Source organism: Bacillus sp. BB51/4, from assembly GCF_008368845.1.
In the GTDB taxonomy this organism is placed as follows: domain Bacteria; phylum Bacillota; class Bacilli; order Bacillales; family Bacillaceae_G; genus Bacillus_A; species Bacillus_A wiedmannii.
In genome coordinates this window covers 541,755-558,494 of record NZ_QOSC01000009.1, presented here as the reverse complement: position 1 = coordinate 558,494, position 16,740 = coordinate 541,755, and the positions used below count along the sequence as shown (strand labels likewise).

General features: G+C 36.2%; 15 protein-coding genes. 12 read left to right on the top strand and 3 right to left on the bottom strand.

The window, feature by feature from the left end; all coding sequences use genetic code 11:
• Positions 1-83 precede the first annotated feature (83 nt).
• A complete protein-coding gene (locus DN392_RS14110; RefSeq protein ID WP_001028637.1) occupies positions 84-590 on the top strand; it encodes a CcdC family protein in 507 nt (168 codons plus the stop codon).
• A gap of 71 nt (positions 591-661) precedes the next feature.
• Here DN392_RS14110 and DN392_RS14105 read toward each other — a convergent pair whose 3' ends face one another.
• Complete coding sequence (locus DN392_RS14105; RefSeq protein WP_000889390.1) at positions 662-1,093, bottom strand: DUF2621 domain-containing protein; 432 nt, start codon at positions 1,091-1,093, stop codon at positions 662-664.
• Between the two features lie 103 nt (positions 1,094-1,196).
• Positions 1,197-1,493 carry a hypothetical protein gene (locus DN392_RS14100; protein ID WP_000262395.1) on the bottom strand — a complete coding sequence of 99 codons (297 nt, stop codon included), beginning with the start codon at positions 1,491-1,493 and terminating at the stop codon, positions 1,197-1,199.
• A gap of 244 nt (positions 1,494-1,737) precedes the next feature.
• On the opposite strand from DN392_RS14100, the gene DN392_RS14090 reads away from it, so the two are divergent.
• Together DN392_RS14090 and DN392_RS14085 are read left to right on the top strand one after the other, a co-directional pair.
• The gene (locus DN392_RS14090) at positions 1,738-2,325 is read left to right on the top strand and encodes an AAA family ATPase (RefSeq protein ID WP_061672865.1); all 588 of its coding nucleotides are present in this window, start codon (positions 1,738-1,740) and stop codon (positions 2,323-2,325) included.
• Positions 2,322-2,894: a DJ-1/PfpI family protein gene (locus DN392_RS14085; protein WP_074650964.1), complete on the top strand. Its 573-nt coding sequence runs from the start codon at positions 2,322-2,324 to the stop codon at positions 2,892-2,894. Before DN392_RS14090 ends, DN392_RS14085 begins: the two co-directional genes overlap by 4 nt.
• Here the strand turns inward: DN392_RS14085 and DN392_RS14080 are convergent.
• On the bottom strand, positions 2,800-3,855 hold the full coding sequence (locus tag DN392_RS14080; protein ID WP_048565877.1) for a class I SAM-dependent methyltransferase: 1,056 nt from the start codon (positions 3,853-3,855) through the stop codon (positions 2,800-2,802). The two genes, DN392_RS14085 and DN392_RS14080, sit on opposite strands and share 95 nt — an antisense overlap.
• 194 nt (positions 3,856-4,049) lie before the next feature.
• On the opposite strand from DN392_RS14080, the gene hutP reads away from it, so the two are divergent.
• The 9 genes from hutP (at position 4,050) to putP (ending at position 16,450) form a co-directional block, all read left to right on the top strand.
• Complete coding sequence (gene hutP / locus DN392_RS14075) at positions 4,050-4,490, top strand: hut operon transcriptional regulator HutP (RefSeq protein WP_000926520.1); 441 nt, start codon at positions 4,050-4,052, stop codon at positions 4,488-4,490.
• 103 nt (positions 4,491-4,593) lie between these two features.
• Complete coding sequence (gene hutH, locus DN392_RS14070; RefSeq protein WP_000631835.1) at positions 4,594-6,111, top strand: histidine ammonia-lyase; 1,518 nt, start codon at positions 4,594-4,596, stop codon at positions 6,109-6,111.
• A 23-nt stretch (positions 6,112-6,134) separates the two neighbouring features.
• Positions 6,135-7,793, top strand: a complete 1,659-nt coding sequence (gene hutU, locus DN392_RS14065) for a urocanate hydratase (protein WP_000416700.1) — start codon at positions 6,135-6,137, stop codon at positions 7,791-7,793.
• 12 nt (positions 7,794-7,805) lie between these two features.
• On the top strand, positions 7,806-9,077 hold the full coding sequence (hutI, locus tag DN392_RS14060; protein WP_048565878.1) for an imidazolonepropionase: 1,272 nt from the start codon (positions 7,806-7,808) through the stop codon (positions 9,075-9,077).
• Positions 9,056-10,027: a formimidoylglutamase gene (gene hutG / locus DN392_RS14055; RefSeq protein ID WP_048565879.1), complete on the top strand. Its 972-nt coding sequence runs from the start codon at positions 9,056-9,058 to the stop codon at positions 10,025-10,027. Before hutI ends, hutG begins: the two co-directional genes overlap by 22 nt.
• 281 nt (positions 10,028-10,308) lie before the next feature.
• The gene (locus tag DN392_RS14050; protein ID WP_170771247.1) at positions 10,309-10,770 is read left to right on the top strand and encodes a CarD family transcriptional regulator; all 462 of its coding nucleotides are present in this window, start codon (positions 10,309-10,311) and stop codon (positions 10,768-10,770) included.
• Between the two features lie 1,112 nt (positions 10,771-11,882).
• Positions 11,883-13,010, top strand: a complete 1,128-nt coding sequence (locus DN392_RS14045) for an alkene reductase (protein ID WP_000204417.1) — start codon at positions 11,883-11,885, stop codon at positions 13,008-13,010.
• Between the two features lie 67 nt (positions 13,011-13,077).
• Complete coding sequence (locus tag DN392_RS14040) at positions 13,078-14,646, top strand: FMN-binding glutamate synthase family protein (RefSeq protein ID WP_000005188.1); 1,569 nt, start codon at positions 13,078-13,080, stop codon at positions 14,644-14,646.
• Positions 14,647-14,971: 325 nt separating this feature from the next.
• Positions 14,972-16,450: a sodium/proline symporter PutP gene (gene putP / locus DN392_RS14035; protein WP_000687609.1), complete on the top strand. Its 1,479-nt coding sequence runs from the start codon at positions 14,972-14,974 to the stop codon at positions 16,448-16,450.
• Positions 16,451-16,740 lie beyond the last annotated feature (290 nt).

Genomic DNA, 16,740 nt, shown 5'->3' with positions numbered 1-16,740 from the left:
CTGTGAAAATGTTGGAAATACTAACGGAAAAGCATATAATGAAAGTATATTTTGCATATAGCCACAAAAAAGGATGAGAAAATATGAACATAGTTGTTTTATCCAGTATCGTTGCTGTTTGTATGGCTGTTGGTGCGATGTTTATTCGTTTAAAAGCAGCTAAGAAACCGGCAACATTGAAAAAAATTATACTTCCACCATTTTTTATGAGTACGGGAGCATTGATGTTTGTTTTTCCAGAATTTCGATTAACTCCAGCAGAAATGTTAGAAGCAATTGGCGTCGGTTTGTTTTTCTCTATTTTTCTTATTAAAACATCTAAATTTGAAATTAGAGGACAAGAGATTTATTTGAAGCGTTCAAAAGCATTTGTTTTTATATTAATTGGATTACTTGTCGTGCGGATTGTTTTTAAAACATACTTAAGTCAATCTCTTGATTTAGGACAACTTAGTGGCATGTTCTTCTTACTGGCGTTCGCGATGATTGTGTCATGGAGAATTGCTATGTACCGTTCCTTTACGAAATTACAGAAGGAAATGGAAAAAGAAGATGGTTTTTATAATGAAAAAGATATGAAGCTAACTTGAAAACGTTATATGTATAAAATAAAAAGGACAGCGTCAAAGGCGCTGTCCTTTTTATTGAAAATAATGTGAAGTTACTTTGCGAGTAAAGATTTATAGTTAGAATAATCAATCTCTTTTTCTTGTAGTTTTTTTACTAAAAATTTATGATCACGCTTCGGTGTAGCAATAATATATCCTTTAATAATTAAATCTTGTGTAATTTGAGAGGCTTTTTCTTGTAATGCCAGTTCTCCAATTTTGCCAGCAATTTTTGATTTAGCGACATCGCGAAATAGTTCTGGAACAGGACTTACGAGCTCTTCTAACAATTGTTTTTGTTCTTCATCCCATAAATGTCTAGTTTTATTAATATAGTGCTCTTCCCAATCTAAAATGGACATACCATCTTCTTTAGGTAATCGTTTTAGGAATTTTCTGAACATAAAGTATCCACCGATAGACATAAGTCCTAATAAAATAACAGTCCATAGCACTATGAACCAACTGAACCATCCTTCGAGCAAGCTTATCCCCCCTTAATGATTGCGGTTTTCTTTTATTCATATTATAAACAGTGAGATTCATAGAAAGCAAGAACGCTTGGTCATTTTGACCAAGCGTTATCATTTAAACAAAGTATAGTTGTTCAACACATAAATTATTATTATCATCTTCTACATATTCAATGATTAATGTGCCAACTTTACGATCTTTATCTTTAGTTGTGAAAATAGAGTAAGAAGTAAAACGTACTGTTGATAAGCCGCTTATATGTGTAGGTAAAGAAATGTAGTCGTTATCGCGGAAGAATTCCATCAGTTCAATATCTTCAAATTCTTTTCGATCAACTTGTTTGTTTGTATAGCGGCGTTGAAGTTTTTTTAAAGACTCATTCCAAGAAATTGCTTTTGTGTCGTATACCATTGTTCTATCTCCTTACTGTATGTAATCATTAAGAACATACGTTCTAAACTAGTATACTCTTTTTATTAGAAAAGGGAAAGCAAAAAATAATGTAAGCTTGGATTTCCAAGCTTACATTATTGATGCGTCCGTCATAATCTCTATTTTTATTATAAGTTAGATAAGAATAAGAAACAAGATGATATATATTCTGTTGATGGTTTTTAAAATTCTGTATATTATAGATATACTAAAATGCAAGGGAATGAGAGGAATGGCATATGTAATTTCACTCCAAGGATCGATGGCAAGCGGAAAAACAACATTGGCTAAAAGGTTAGAGAGATGTGGGCTTTCAGTTATATATGAAAATCCATATCCAATTGTAAAAAAGCGAAAACAATTAAATTTGGATATGAATTCAAAAGAAGGGTTTATCATAAATCAAAAAATGTTTATGGAAGCAAAAATAAAGGAGTTTCAAAATGTGAAAGATTCAGTCGTGATTTTTGATCGTGGACCAGAAGATATTGAGTTTTATACAATTTTTTATCCAACGATTATAGGGGAAAAGTGGGATATAGAAATTGAATTGAAAGATGAATTATATAAATTAAGAGAATGCCGTTCGGATGCAATTTTTTATTTAGATGTTTCGAAAGAAAATTTATATGATAGAAAAAATAATGACGGGGCAAGAAATCGAAGTACATTCGAAGAACAATTTAAATTAGTAGAAACTGAAAAAGAATGGTATAAACAATTTCCTGTAACTTATGTGGACACGAATACATTAACAGTGGATGAGTTAGAAGCATATTTTATGGGCTGGTTAAAGGAGAAAGGACTATGAAAAAAATATTATTATTCGTATACCCAACATTTGCGGAGTTTGAAATTACAGTAGCAACAGCATTACTGAAAAAGAAATATGAAATCATTACTGCGGGCTTAACAAAAGGGTTGATTATAAGTGAAACAGGCTTGCAAGTACAACCGCATATAGAATTAAGTGAAGTGCGTGTAGATGAATATGAGGGGATTATCATTCCAGGGGGAGACGAAGTACATATGAAAGACGCAGATATTCTCTTTTCAGTCATTCGCCAATTTTCTGAAAAAGAAAAATTAGTAGCTGCGATTTGTGCTGGACCGTATGCGTTAGCAAGAGCAGGTTTATTTAAAGGGATTTCTTATACAGCGACTATAGATTATCAAAAGTTAGATTGTTTTCCAGTAGAAAATTTTGTATATAAAGAAGTTGTACAACACTCAAATATTATTACTGCACAAGGACATGCTTTCGTACCATTCGGAATAGCAGTTGCTACTTATTTTGGAGTAGCGAACGAACATAGTATAAATTTTTATGGCGGAAAGGGCAATATGATGATGGACAAACTTTTACATGAGAATGTATAAAAGCTAGCATTGGATAGCTTTTTTCTTTTTGACATCGATAAATGGCTAACGTTTTCGGGTCGCGCCATATACCGTTATGAAGTGACAATTCATTTTCTACTTCTTTTTTTAGCCATTCCTTCATTTCGGCGTGAAGATATGTACTATCAGGTATATTTAGCGATGGAAACATGCTAGAAATATAGCTTACAATCGGAGTAGCATGATGAAAAACGAGAGCATTATGAATAACTGTTTCTTCAACAGTTGGAAAAACAGACTGTAATATCTCTTTACCATTTTCTAAACAAAATGGAGTGACTGATGATGTTGTTTTCGGTAAATCAAATGCGTCTAACATGCGGTTACACATTTCAACTATATGAGGTAATGTAACGTCAGAATTTGTTGTAGCTAAAAGTGAGCCTCCGGGACGCATTACTTTATGGAATCCTTGAACTGTTTTTTCGACATCTTTCATGTGATATAACATATGTCTTGCGATGACCCAGTCATAGCGATTAGCTTCAAAAGGAAGTTTACCAGCATCACCTAGTTTCCATTCAATTATGCTATTCTTTATTGCAGCTTCAGAAAGCATCGTTTTTGATTGATCAAAACCGGTTAGTTCGCCTTTATGACCGTTAGTTTGTAAAAGGGAAAGAAAATTTCCATTAGCACACCCAACCTCTAATATTTTTTCTTCTCCTTGAAATTGTAAATGTTCCATGACGAGTTCATCTAAATTTACTTGTTTTTCTTCGTAATGTTTATGCGTATCGATACGTGTTTGTAAATGGTTGCTTACGTTATATTGGCGTTTTACATCATTCATTTTTTCACATTCCACCTTCGTGCAAAATTGCTGAATCGCGTGTGTTAATACGTCGGTTTTCTTTAAACCTTCGTAATGGAGTGCAGATTCAAACCTTTCAAGTAATTTTTCTTCAATTCGAAAATGAATATCTTTTCGCTTCGTCACTGAAATATCGCCCCTTTGCATCTGTTAGTGAGACTATAGCACGCCTGAAAAATTCGTGTAAATAATTTGTGTACACAAATGGAGGGGATGAAAAAATTGTTCGAATGTGAGTTTAAACTATTGACGATTTAACCGTTTTCATATATTCTTAAATTAAGAAATATTCAAATAATTAAAAGAAATGAGAGAGTCACATGCTTCTTCAAGGAACACATCGAATTGGTCGTATGGCCATGTTGTTGGCACTTGCGGATGAGAATGAAAGCCCTGTATTATCTATTCCAAAAGGTTGGAAGTATTGTACGGGGAAAGTGGGTTCGATGAATTCGCAAAAAGTTGTAGCAGCAATGGAAACAGCGGCTAAGAGCACCCAAGTTATTGAAACAGATGTTTACAGAGAAACACATGCACTTTATCATGCAATTATGGAAGCTTTGTACGGAGTGACGAGAGGTCAAATTCAGTTAGCAGACGTTCTTCGTACAGTAGGACTTCGCTTTGCGATTGTGCGCGGTAGACCATACGACGGAAAAAAAGAAGGCGAATGGGTTGCTGTTGCATTATATGGAACGATTGGTGCACCTGTAAAAGGATCTGAGCATGAGGCGATTGGTTTAGGAATTAATCACATATGATTTGCCCATAGTCTATTAGTTAGAAGGGGGCCTTACTTTTTTAGGACAGAAGTCTGTCTTAAAAAGATAAGGTCCCCTTTTGCCTTTTTAAGGAGGAAAAAGAATGATTACGTTAACAGGACACACATTGACAATTGAAGAAATGAAGAGGTTGTTACTTGAAGGGGAAGGTGTAACAGCTTGTCCAAATAGTATGCAAAAGGTGGCGGAGTGCCGCGAAGTTGTTGAGAAAATTGTAGAGGACGGAAAAGTCGTTTACGGTATTACAACTGGATTTGGAAAGTTCAGTGATGTGCTTATTCAAAAAGATGATGTAAAGGCACTTCAACACAATTTAATTCAGTCACATGCATGCGGTATAGGTGATCCATTCCCTGAAGAAGTATCACGCGGTATGTTAATTTTACGAGCGAACACGATGCTTAAAGGAGTATCTGGTGTTAGACCACTTGTTGTAAATATGCTTCTTGAGTTTGTAAATCGTAAAATTCACCCGGTCGTTCCGCAACAAGGGTCACTTGGTGCGAGTGGCGATTTAGCACCTTTATCTCATCTTGCGCTTGTATTATTAGGCGAAGGTGAAGTGTTCTATAAGGGGAAACGCGTTCATGCGATGGTTGCTCTTACAGAAGAAGGGCTTGAACCGATTGAACTTGAAGCGAAAGAAGGGCTTGCATTAATCAATGGTACGCAGGCGATGACAGCGCAAGGAGTTCTTTCTTATATAGAAGCAGAAGCAATGGCGTATCAAGCTGAATTCATTGCTTCGATGACAATTGAAGGATTACAAGGCATTATTGATGCATTTGATGAAAATGTTCATAAAGCACGTGGTTATAAAGAGCAAGTGGAAGTAGCGAGCAGAATTCGTGACATCCTTCATGATAGTAAATTAACAACAAAACAAGGAGAACTACGAGTGCAGGATGCATATTCACTTCGTTGTATCCCGCAAGTACACGGTGCTTCTTGGCAAGTTTTAAATTATGTGAAAGAAAAATTAGAAATTGAAATGAATGCAGCAACAGATAATCCGCTAATCTTTGATGGCGGAGAAAAAGTAATTTCGGGTGGGAATTTCCATGGTCAACCGATTGCGTTTGCGATGGACTTCTTAAAAGTAGGAATGGCGGAACTTGCAAATATTTCAGAGCGTCGTATCGAGCGTTTAGTAAATCCGCAATTAAATGATTTACCTCCATTTTTAAGTCCAGAACCAGGACTTCAGTCTGGTGCAATGATTATGCAATACGCTGCAGCGTCACTTGTTTCTGAAAATAAAACGTTAGCACATCCAGCGAGTGTTGATTCAATCCCGTCATCAGCTAACCAAGAAGATCACGTAAGTATGGGAACAATCGCTTCACGCCATGCACATCAAATTATTCAAAATGTAAGACGTGTTCTTTCAATTGAGATGATTTGTGCGATGCAAGCAGCAGAATATCGCGGTATTGAAAACATGAGTACAGTGACGAAGAGCTTCTACCATCAAGGCCGTCAACAAGTACCTTCTATTACAAATGATCGCATATTCTCAACGGATATTGAAAATATTACGCACTGGTTAAAAACGAATTATTCGATAAAAGAAAGATTAGATGTAAACGCGGCACTATAAAATGAGAAAAGGGAGAGATTGAAATGGAAAAAGTTAAACAAACAATTCGCGCACCAAGAGGTACTGAATTACAAACGAAAGGGTGGGTTCAAGAAGCTGCACTTCGTATGTTAATGAACAATTTAGATCCTGAAGTTGCTGAAAAACCAGAAGAATTAGTTGTATATGGCGGAATTGGCCGTGCAGCTCGTAACTGGGAAAGCTACCATGCGATTGTAGATTCATTAAAAACGTTAGAAAGCGATGAAACATTACTTGTTCAATCAGGAAAACCAGTTGCAATCTTTAAATCGCATGAAGATGCACCTCGCGTTCTTTTAGCGAACTCAAACTTAGTACCAAAATGGGCGAACTGGGATCACTTCCGTGAACTAGAGAAAAAAGGTCTTATGATGTACGGACAAATGACCGCAGGTAGCTGGATTTATATTGGAACACAAGGTATTTTACAAGGAACATATGAAACGTTTGGCGAAGCGGCACGTCAACATTTCGATGGTTCATTAAAAGGTACATTAACACTTACTGCTGGCTTAGGTGGTATGGGTGGTGCACAACCTCTTGCTGTAACGATGAACGGCGGTGTTGTCATTGCTATTGATGTTGATAAGCGCAGCATCGATCGTCGTATTGAAAAGAGATACTGTGATATGTATACAGAATCATTAGAAGAAGCATTAACGGTTGCGAACGAGTATAAAGAGAAGAAAGAACCAATTTCAATTGGTTTATTAGGAAATGCGGCAGAGATTTTACCAGAACTAGTGAAGCGCAATATTACGCCAGATTTAGTTACGGATCAAACATCTGCTCATGATCCATTAAACGGTTATATTCCAGTAGGTTTCACATTAGAAGAAGCAGCGAAACTTCGTGAAGAAGATCCAGAACGTTACGTACAATTATCAAAAGAAAGCATGACAAAACATGTAGAAGCAATGCTTGCTATGCAAGAAAAAGGCGCAATTACATTTGATTATGGAAATAATATTCGCCAAGTTGCTTTCGATGAAGGTTTGAAAAATGCATTCGATTTCCCAGGATTCGTTCCAGCATTTATCCGTCCATTATTCTGCGAAGGAAAAGGACCATTCCGCTGGGTAGCACTTTCTGGTGATCCAGAAGATATTTATAAAACAGACGAAGTAATATTACGTGAGTTTGCGGATAATGAGCATTTATGTAACTGGATTCGTATGGCTCGTCAGCAAGTTGAGTTCCAAGGTCTTCCATCTCGTATTTGTTGGTTAGGTTACGGTGAGCGCGCGAAATTTGGTCGCATTATTAATGAAATGGTGGCAAATGGTGAATTATCAGCACCAATCGTTATCGGTCGTGACCATTTAGATTGCGGATCAGTAGCATCTCCAAATCGTGAAACAGAAGCGATGAAAGACGGTAGTGATGCAGTAGCAGACTGGCCAATTTTAAATGCATTAATTAATAGTGTAAACGGTGCAAGCTGGGTATCTGTTCACCACGGTGGTGGCGTTGGTATGGGTTATTCACTTCACGCTGGAATGGTTATCGTTGCAGATGGAACAGAAGCAGCAGCAAAACGTATTGAGCGCGTATTAACTTCTGACCCTGGTATGGGTGTTGTTCGTCACGTTGATGCAGGATATGACTTAGCTGTAGAAACTGCGAAAGAAAAAGGCGTTAACATTCCGATGATGAAATAAGGAGGAGAAAACATGCTGGACACTTTACTAATAAATATCGGTCAATTACTAACAATGGATCAAGAAGATGGCTTGTTAAGACGGGAAGCGATGAACACGCTTCCTGTTATCGAAAATGGTGTGGTTGGAATTGAAAACGGCGTAATTACTTTCGTTGGAACAGTGGAAGAAGCTAAAGGATTACAAGCGAAAGAAGTTATTGATTGCGGCGGGAAAATGGTTTCTCCTGGTCTTGTTGATCCGCATACTCACCTTGTATTTGGTGGATCTCGTGAAAATGAAATCGCACTAAAATTACAAGGAGTTCCGTACTTAGAAATTTTAGAAAAAGGCGGAGGTATTCTTTCAACTGTAAATGCAACGAAAAAGGCGTCGAAAGAAGAACTTGTTCAAAAAGCGAAATTCCATTTAGACCGTATGCTATCTTTCGGAGTTACAACTGTAGAAGCGAAGAGTGGTTACGGATTAGATGATGAGACGGAATGGAAACAATTAGAGGCAACTGCACAATTACAAAAAGAGCACTCGATTGATTTAGTTTCCACATTTTTAGGTGCTCATGCAGTTCCGAAAGAGTATAAAGGTAGATCGAAAGAATTTTTACAATGGATGTTAGACCTACTACCAGAAATGAAAGAGAAGCAATTAGCTGAATTCGTTGATATTTTCTGTGAAACAGGTGTGTTCTCTGTTGAAGAGTCAAAAGAGTTTTTATTAAAAGCGAAAGAGCTTGGGTTTGATGTGAAAATTCATGCAGATGAAATTGACCCTCTTGGTGGCACGGAAGCAGCGGCTGAAATTGGTGCGGCATCAGCGGACCATTTAGTTGGCGCTTCTGATAAAGGAATTGAAATGCTTGCAAACTCTAATACAGTAGCGACTTTATTACCAGGAACAACTTTCTATTTAAATAAAGAAAGCTTTGCTCGTGGACGTAAAATGATTGATGAAGGTGTTGCAGTTGCTTTGGCTACAGACTTTAACCCAGGTAGTTGTCCAACTGAGAACATTCAGCTTATTATGAGCATTGCAATGCTCAAGCTGAAAATGACACCAGAAGAAGTTTGGAATGCAGTAACAGTTAACTCTTCTTACGCAATTAATCGTGGTGATGTAGCTGGAAAAATTAGAGTTGGTCGCAAGGCAGATTTAGTTCTATGGGATGCTTACAATTATGCTTACGTACCGTATCATTACGGCGTAAGTCATGTAAATACAGTATGGAAGAATGGTAATATCGCATATACAAGAGGTGAACAATCGTGGAGCACGGCCACTATTTAAAGAAAAATGCAAAGTTTATCGATCGTGAAGTGACGAAATGGAGTGAGATGATTAAAGATTGGGAGGAAGGCTTGGAAATATTCGGTGCTGCCTTAATTGGAGCACCCCTTTCTAAACCATCTATTAGTCATTCAGGAGCAAGTTTTGCACCAAAAACAATTCGTGCAATGTTAGATGCATATAGCACGTACGCAATTACAGAAGAACATGATATGAAAGAAAGTGTCTTATATGATTGCGGCGATATTACGATGCATGTGACGGATATAAAAGAAAGTCATAAGCGAATTGCGAAAACAGTTGGTCATGTAACGAAAGTAAATCCAAACATGATACCAATCGTTCTTGGCGGGGATCACTCGATTAGCTTTCCGAGTATAACAGGATTTGCAAATAGTAAAGGGAAGGTCGGTATTATTCAATTTGATGCCCATCATGATTTACGTAATTTAGATGATGGTGGCCCATCAAATGGTACACCGTTCCGTAGTCTACTGGAAAATGATGTAATTACAGGAAAACAACTCGTTCAAATCGGAATTCGTAATTTTTCAAATGCACGAGCGTACCATGAATATGCAAAAGAACATGGCGTGACAGTATATACAATGAAAGATGTACGAGAGCGACAAATCAAAGATATTATCACAGAAAGTATTGAAGTATTAAGAAAGCAAGGCGTGACTTCTATTTACATTTCTCTTGATATGGATGTACTAGATCAAGCATTTGCACCAGGTTGTCCAGCAATTGGTCCTGGCGGTATGGATAGTACGACTTTACTTGATGCGATTGAATTTCTTGGTAAAGAACCGCTCGTTCAAGCGATGGATATAGTAGAAATTGATCCAACCCTTGATTTCAGAGATATGACGAGTCGAGTAGCTGCGCAAGTGATTATGAGTTTTCTTTTAGCGAGAGAGACAGTCCGTAAGCAGGTTAGTATATAGGCGTGAAATTAATAGGGAATGTTTAACGATTCCGTATGAAAAACACATTACTACTTATATGTAGTAATGTGTTTTTATGTAAAAAGAGAAGGTGAAATTAGAATGTATATATGTGTGGAAAAGTTAATAAGATTGCGGGTTTTTAATGATATTTTACGAAATTATTTTCTTAGTTCGAAAGGATTGACATTAAAAATAATTTTATGATAAAATTAAAATTTTGCTAAAAAATTGATTGTGTGTTAAGATTGAGAAGGTTACCATATATGGAGGTGGATTATTTGTTTCAAATTGGCGATAACATAGTTTATCCAATGCAGGGAGCAGGTATAATTAAAGCCATAGAAGAGAAGGAAATCACAGGAGAAAAACAACAATATTATGTTATAAAAATGTCGGGTAGTAATATGGAAGTAATGATTCCGGCAGGGAGAATATTGAGCTCAAATATACGACCAGTCACGGATATAACGGCAATAGCACACATATTGGATATTTTTCAACATGGAGAATCTGATAGATTACTTACGTGGAAACAAAGGTATAAATTGAACACTGATAAAATAAAGACGGGTAAAATACAAGAAGGTGCTGAAGTTGTACGTGATTTATTACGTATGCAGAAAGAAAAAGCACTTAATGCAAGCGAAAAGAAAATGTTAGATAACGCACACGAATTTTTGATTAGTGAACTGGGATTAATTGAAGGTATCACAGAAAGTCAAATAAAAAGCTTTTGTTAAGATTCATTACAAATAATGTATTAGATCCCAAAAAAGGTTTTGAATTTTTTGGGAACATAATTATAGAGAATTAATCATTTCAAAGACATTCAATTCTTTCAAACCACTTTTAGAGCATTAACCTCTTTTGTTATTACTACAATCAAATCCATTTTTATTTTTTAAGTTCTTTACGAATATTCGAAGTTTAATTAAACACTTGGATAGAATAGTTACTTGATTTTTGCAATCCTGATTCACACTGGCACGGACGAGGAGCCGTAAGGATGAAAGAGAGGTAGGGCTTTCATTGTTTTAGGTTTATAAGTTATTATTTTTAGAAGAATACTGAACCATTCTCACTTCTACTGCTAAGTAATTTTTTATATGTGAAGAGATAATAATTGTTTATATTCTTTATATTAAAGAGATAAATGAATTTTTAGCCATATACGGTCAACTAAAAAGGAGTGTCATATAGTCGATAATTCGACTATGTGACAGCTCTTTTTTTCATGGGGATTAGGAACGGATAAATAGAAAAAACAACGTGTTAGATATGCAATTATTATCGTAATGCTTGTTGTTTGCATATTGGAAACGAATTTGTTCCCTATCTTCTTTAGAGCAATGACAGAGATGGAGACTAGGCGATGTGGACTAAGAAATCGATCACGAAAGGATATAAATGGTGAGACGGATGTGCGTATATGGAAAAAAAACGTGCTTTTGCACGGCTTTTTTTATGTTAGTTATGAAGAGAAAGCAAACAAATGTTACCCCATTACGATAATCGGCTTAATCAAAATGAATGATTGAAGCCTCGTTACTGTAAGTTTGAATATAGTACAATGGAAATCGTTTTTTTAGTAAATAGTTTGAAAAACAATTACCAATATATTCTATAGTAATAAAACTAGAAGAAAAGAAAACATCCATTTAACAAGTATTTTCCTCATCCACTTACTGAATATAAGAATAGACAGTAGAGATTTGAATTCTAGAACCCTTATAGTAATAAAACGGTTCGTTTTATTATACGAATGTTTCTACATAAGAGCGTATAAATTGACGTTACTATCTAAAAGTAAGTATGATGCGATTATAGTAAGAATTTTTTAGGGGGAAGAAAAATGACAAGTTCAAATAATAAAGCAGCAAGTATTTATGAAGGAACAAATATAAATGATTGGGGTTCTTTTGAAAATATTGAAGAAACGAAGTTATTTGACTCGATTCAAATTGGATCTTGGTCTCTTCGTAATCGCATAGCAATGGCACCGATGACGAGATGTTTCGCGAATCATGAAACAGGAATCGTTGGTACTGATGTAGTCGAGTACTATAGAAAACGTGCAGCTGATGGAGTTGGCTTAATTATTACAGAGGGAATCGTCATTAGCCCAAGAGCAAAAGGAAATCCAGGAGTACCGGGGATTTATACACAAGAACAAATCGATTCGTGGAAGCCTGTTACAGAGGCAGTACATAAAGAAGGTGGAACGATTATTGCTCAAATATGGCATGTTGGCCGTATGAGTCATCACGAGATAATTGGTGGGCAAATGCCGCAAGCACCGTCTGCTATCGCTGCAGAGGGAAATGTTCCGCGTTTTCGTAAACCGTTCGACACGCCAGAAGCAATGACGTTGGAAGAAATACAAGAGGTGATTGGTCAATACGCACAAGCTGCGAAAAACGCGATCGAAGCTGGATTTGATGGAGTAGAAATACACGGTGCACACGGATATTTAATCGATCAATTTACTTATGAGTTCGCAAATAAGCGTACTGATAAATACGGCGGAGATTTAAAGCAAAGGCTAACGTTTATGAAAGAAGTAACGGAGGCTGTAATAGAAGCTGTTGGGGCTGATAAAACACTTCTTCGTTTCTCTGCTTTCAAAGGTGATAATCCAACTTATATGTGGGAAAACCCTGAGTTTGCAATTGAAATGTTTGTAAATATGTTCAACGAAGTTGGATTAACGATGATTCACCCTTCAACGATGAATTATACGGCAGTTATTGCTGACGGAAAGAATTTTCATCAATTAGTAAGAAAATATTGGGAGGGTACGATTGTAGGAGTAGGGAATTTAAATCCGAAAGAGGCTGAAGAAGCGTTGCAAGAAGGAACAATTGATGTAGTGGCATTCGGAAGACCTTTAATAGCTAATCCAGATTTTGTTCATCGAATTAAAAATGCTGAAAGTTTAGTTGAATATGATGCGAAAGAGCATCTTGCTACATTAATTTGAATAAAGATAAAAGGAGAACACATCAGGTGTTCTCCTTTTATTATGGATTTTCATAGGAGGAAGCGGTATGAGTGAAACGCTACTCGTTATTATTAGTATATTGCTCTTATTGATGTTACTATTAATCATTTTTTTTATTATTACATTTTTTATAAAAAAACGGACGCATCATTCTATATTAAAGTTACATCCATACTTAGGAAGGATGCGTTATTTACTTGAAAAGATAGGACCGGAATTTAGGCAATATTGGTTTGATCATGATACGGATGGAAAGCCCTTTTCACGTTATGATTTTCAAAGTGTAATGTTTCTAGCAAAATACCGTTCAGAAATACTCGGTTTTGGATCAAAACGAGATTTTGATGCATCTGGATATTATATTGCTAATACATTATTTCCAATATTAACAGATGAATTAAGTGTGAATGAAACGCAAGAACGTGAAGGGAAAAAGTATGTGATTCATAAAGAAGGGTTATTTTCACGAAGAGAAAAATTGACAGCGGATACAACGAATCTTTGGTTATATGAAGAAGACGATGCAATTATCGTCGGTGAAAACCGCAAATATCCGTGGAAACTACATGGCATGTTTGGGGCATCTGCGACTTCTTACGGTGCGATTGGCGAAAATTATATTTTAGCGAGCGGGTTTGGTGCGAAGATGGCTGGCGGATCGTGGATTAATACTGGCGAAGGTGGCGTTATTCCAGAACATTTACATACAGGTGCGAATATCGTTGCGCAAATTGGTCCGGGTTTATTTGGGTACCGTGATGAGGATGGTAATTTTTCAATGGAGAAATTTATGGAGAAAGCAAAAGAAAGCAATATTAAAGCATTCGAATTGAAATTTGGGCAAGGTGCGAAAATACGTGGTGGTCATCTAGAGGGACAAAAAGTAAATGAGAAAATTGCTTCTGTTCGGAATGTGCGAAAAGGAGAAACGATTAATTCACCGAATCGATTTCCATTTTTAAAGAATGCAGCAGATACACTTTATTTTATTCAACGTTTGCAAGAAAACGGCGGTAAACCAGTCGGGATGAAGATTGTAATTGGACAGCAGGAGCCATTGGAAGATTTATTCAAATCGATGAAAGAGTTAAACATTTATCCAGATTTCATTACAGTTGATGGTTCAGAAGGTGGATCAGGTGCAACGTATAAATCGATGGCAGATAGTATGGGGATGCCGCTTATTCCAGCGTTATTGACATGTATTGATACAGCGAATCATTATGGTGTTCGGGACAAATTCAAAGTGTTTGCCTCAGGGAAATTAATTACACCAGATAAAGTGGCAATTGCTTTAGCCATTGGTGCAGATGCTGTAAATTCAGCCCGTGGATTTATGATGGCAAGTGGCTGTATAATGGCACTTCAATGTAATTCCGGACAATGTCCATCTGGAGTTGCCACGACGAATCCGCACTATCAAAAAGCGCTAGATCCGTATGAGAAGAAATGGCGAGTAATGAATTATGTTGTTAGTATGAGATATAGTTTGTTCTCACTTGCGGCAGCAGCGGGAGTAAAGAGTCCGCGTCATTTAACGAGAGAGCATATTGTGTTTAAAGATGAGATGGGGAGAGTAGTTTCTCTTTCGGAATTGTTTCCTACTAGTAAATAGAAGATAAGCTATGTTTAATAGATTAAAAGTCATACATTCGTATGGCTTTTTTCTTTTGAAATTTGTCTGATAAGTGAATGAAAATAAGGTGTGAAAAAATGGCATTTTATTTTTTGAATATTTTTACTTTAATTTATTTTAAAACCGGGGTAATCCACTGGGATAAAGGCGTTTATAAAGGTTTTCACATGTAGTGAAAAGGGCTTGTTCACTTGAAAGGACAAAAAATGTTTGTTAAGGTAGGGAACCATAAGCGAAAACAAGAAAATAGAAAAAGTCATTTTTCGAAATTTTGAATGGCTTATGTAACTAAGGGAGAGATTTGGTGAAGATCGAGATTATGGTTTCGCTTGCTATTTATATGGCAGGTATGTTGTATATCGGTTATTGGTCTTATAAGAAGACATCCGATTTATCAGATTATATGTTAGGCGGAAGGGGACTCGGTCCAGCAGTTACAGCTTTATCAGCTGGTGCTTCTGACATGAGTGGTTGGATGCTAATGGGATTACCTGGTGCGATGTATGCAACAGGATTATCAAGTGTATGGATTGCGATAGGTTTATTAATAGGTGCTTATGCAAACTATTTAATTCTTGCCCCGCGTTTGCGAACGTATACAGAAGTGGCAAATGATTCAATTACGATTCCAGATTTTTTAGAAAATCGGTTTAAAGATCGTACGAAAATACTTCGTTTTGTCTCCGCTATCGTCATTTTAGTATTTTTCACATTTTATGCGTCAGCTGGTTTAGTTTCAGGTGGACGTTTGTTTGAGAATTCTTTTAATCTTGATTATAAAATTGGTTTATTTGTAACTGTCGGTGTCGTTGTTGCTTATACATTATTCGGTGGCTTTTTAGCAGTAAGTTGGACCGACTTTGTGCAAGGTTGTATTATGTTTATTGCTCTTGTGTTAGTGCCAATTGTAGCTTTTACAGATGTCGGTGGTGTAACAGAAACATTCAATACGATTAAGCAAGTTGATGCATCGCATTTAGATATGTTTAAAGGTACTACAATTCTTGGTATTATTTCATTTTTAGCATGGGGTCTTGGGTATTTTGGTCAACCGCATATTATTGTTCGCTTTATGGCAATTACCTCTGTTAAAGATTTAAAAACTTCTCGTAGAATCGGTATCGGTTGGATGACGATTTCAATTATAGGTGCAATGCTTACTGGTCTAATTGGTATTGCTTATTACGCTAAAAATAATGAGAAATTACAAGACCCAGAAATGGTCTTTGTAACATTCTCAAACATTTTATTCCATCCGTATATTACTGGATTTTTACTGTCAGCTATTTTGGCTTCGATTATGAGTAGTATTTCCTCGCAATTACTCGTTATTTCAAGTGCTGTAACGGAAGATTTCTATAAAACATTTTTCCGTCGTAACGCAAGTGATAAAGAACTTGTATTTATCGGTAGACTGTCAGTATTAGTAGTAGCTATGATCGCAGTTGTTTTAGCGTATCATCCAAGTGATACAATTTTAACACTTGTCGGTTATGCTTGGGCAGGATTTGGTTCAGCATTCGGACCCGCCATTTTATTAAGTTTATATTGGAAGAGAACGAACAAATGGGGCGTTCTTGCTGGTATGATTGTAGGTGCAGTAGTTGTTATTACTTGGGTACAAATTCCAAGTTTAAAAGCGACTATGTATGAAATGGTACCTGGATTCTTCTGTAGTTTATTAGCTGTTATAGTTCTAAGTTTATTGACGAAAGAACCAGTGAAAGCAATTCATCGTGAATTTAATGAGATGGAAGCAGTGTTGGAAGAGGAAACGAAATAATTAGCGAAGAGAGTAAATGCTAACTAGCATTTACTCTCTTTTGATTTAAAATGAAAATAAGTGCTTATTGACAACTAAAAGTAAGTAACTTATAATAATTCTTGAGTTCAAGATAATTTATTTCTGAATAAAGATTTCAGATGGAGTAAATATTTTTTGGAAATTATCTCGAATTCGAGATTAATTCAGTGATATAGAAAATAATGCGTAATTTCACAACTTATATCTCGAATTGAAGATAAAATCATAACGATGGATTTTACTTTGCAGTATGGACAAAATGAATAATG